This is a genomic window from Streptomyces phytophilus (assembly GCF_013870535.1).
GTDB lineage: Bacteria > Actinomycetota > Actinomycetes > Streptomycetales > Streptomycetaceae > Streptomyces > Streptomyces phytophilus.
In genome coordinates, this window is sequence record NZ_JACBXC010001113.1 from 1 (window position 1) to 2,025 (window position 2,025).

The following is a 2,025-nucleotide window of genomic DNA, read 5'->3' on the forward strand; positions in this document are numbered from 1 at the left end:
CAGCTGCCGGGCCGCGGCGGCGCCGTTCGCGCGCCGCTCCTTGCGGGCCTGTTCCACGACGTCGAGCAGGATGGTGTTCTGCCCGTCGGACAGGCCCTTCTGCTGGTAGTCCGACTGGCTGCCGCCGCCGGGCCTGAGCTGGTCGTGCGCCCAGTACGTGATCAGCCGTACGCAGACGGCCTCGGGCGTGGCGGTGCTCGGGGACGGGGCAACGGGCGCCTCGTCGCGGCCGGTCGGCTCGTCGGGGCCGCCGCCGCACGCGGTCAGCACCACGGCGAGCAGCGCCGCCGGCGCGAGTGGCGCCCGGGTCCGCATCGTCGCCATGCCCATGGCGACGACCGTACGGGAACCGCCCGCCCCCCGTGTATCCGATTTGTATCCGCGCCCCCTTCAATCGCCGGGTCACCGACGACAAGGGGAGAACCATGCGCAGACGTTTCCACCGACTGGTCGCCGCCGTGGGCGTGGCCGCCGCCGTGGCTGTCGCGACTCCGGTCGCCGTCGCGGTGCCCCAGGCCGGCACGCCGTCACAGGAGGCGGCACCCCTGGCCCGGCCCGCCTTCAGGATGCCGTTCATCTGCGGCCAGGTCTGGCGCGGCAACAACTGGCGCGGGCACAGCCCGGCGCACTCCGTCGACTGGAACCACTACAACGCCCAGGGCGCCCCCGACGACTTCGGCCGCCGCGTGCTCGCCAGCGCGGGCGGCACGGTCGTCGCGTCCTACTACTCCACCGGCGACGGCTACGGCAACACCGTCGTCGTCGCCCACGGCGACGGATGGCGGACCCGGTACGCGCACCTGAAGGAGCGCACCGTCGCGAGCGGCGCGCACGTCAAGCGGGGCCAGGTGATCGGGAAGGTCGGCGCCTCGTCCGCAACCCACGAGTTCTCGCCCCACCTGCACTACGAGCAGATCCACAACGGCTCCGTCGTCGTCGCGGTCGTCCAGGGCGTCAGGTGGTACGACTACCTCGACCGGCGGCTGACGAGCACCAACGGTTGCTGACGCGCGGCGCGGAGCGAATGCGGCCGTTTCCCGCCGCATTCGCTCTACGCGCGTCACCCCTGGCCGGAGTGCAGCGCCCGCAGCTTCTCGTGCACCACGTCGGCCCGGTCGTGCGCCTCCAGCCGGCGCCAGGTGGACAGGGAGCGGTGGAAGTAGTCCCGCGCCGTCTGCACCCTGCCCGTCGCCCGGTGCAGCTCACCGAGCAGGCACGCGAGACTCGCCTCCGCGCGCCGGTCGCCCAGCTGCCGCTGTACGGCGAGCGCGTCGGCCAGCAGCGCCGACGCCTCGCCCGCGTTGCCGAGGCGCAGGCACAGCTCGCCGATGCTCTCCTGCACGTAGGCGGCGCAGTGGGTGTCGGCGAGGTCGCAGAAGATGTCCAGTGCCCGCGCCAACTCCGCCTGCGCCAGGTCCGGTTCTCCGCGCAGGTCGTGCAGCACGGCGATGCGGCGGCGCACCTGCGCCTCGCGGTGGCGGTCGCCGAGGTCGCGGGCCAGCGCCAGCGCTCCGTCCAGCCACGACGCCGCGGCCCGCGGGTTGCCGCGCTCCAGCCACACGGAGGCGATCGCGTTGCGCGCGACCGCCTCGCCGTGCCGGTCGCCCACGTCCCCGAACCCGCTCAGCGCGTCGGTGAACGTCGCGAGCGCGGCGTCGAGGTCGCCCAGGATCCGGTGCACGGATCCCTCTCCGGCCGCCGCCACCGCCTCGCCGGCGGGGTGGCCGACCGCCCCGAAGATCGCGCGGGCCCAGACGAAGGAGTCGCGTGCGTCGGCGTAGCGGTCGCGGTAGAGGTGCAGTTGCCCGATGTTGCGCAGCAGCGCCGCGGCCCGCGCGTCCGACGGGGCCGGCATCGCGTCGAGCACCAGTTGGTGCGTGCGCAGCCAGTCGCCGTAGTAGCCGCGCAGGTCGAAGAAGCTCGCCAGCTCCAGCGCGAGGTCGGCGGCCTGCGTCGTGCGGCCGAGCCGCAGCGCGGACTCCACCGTGGCGACGAGGATCCGGCGCTCGGTCTCGAACCACTCGA

3 protein-coding genes are annotated in these 2,025 nt (G+C 74.1%); 1 reads left to right on the forward strand and 2 read right to left on the reverse strand.

Annotation, left to right across the window (positions count from 1 at the left end; all coding sequences use genetic code 11):
• On the reverse strand, window positions 1-330 hold a 330-nt coding region (locus tag H5J30_RS29650), incomplete at its 3' end, for a hypothetical protein (RefSeq protein WP_181790425.1).
• A gap of 95 nt (window positions 331-425) precedes the next feature.
• On the opposite strand from H5J30_RS29650, the gene H5J30_RS29655 reads away from it, so the two are divergent.
• A complete protein-coding gene (locus H5J30_RS29655) occupies window positions 426-1,007 on the forward strand; it encodes a M23 family metallopeptidase (RefSeq protein ID WP_258563594.1) in 582 nt (193 codons plus the stop codon).
• Between the two features lie 53 nt (window positions 1,008-1,060).
• Here H5J30_RS29655 and H5J30_RS29660 read toward each other — a convergent pair.
• Window positions 1,061-2,025, reverse strand: a 965-nt coding sequence (locus H5J30_RS29660; protein WP_181790427.1) for a tetratricopeptide repeat protein, incomplete at its 5' end; no start/stop codon positions are given.

What these genes read in the sequence shown, in the direction of transcription:
- H5J30_RS29655 (WP_258563594.1), top strand. Translation starts at nt 426, where the DNA reads ATGCGCAGACGTTTCCACCGACTGGTCGCCGCCGTGGGCGTGGCCGCC.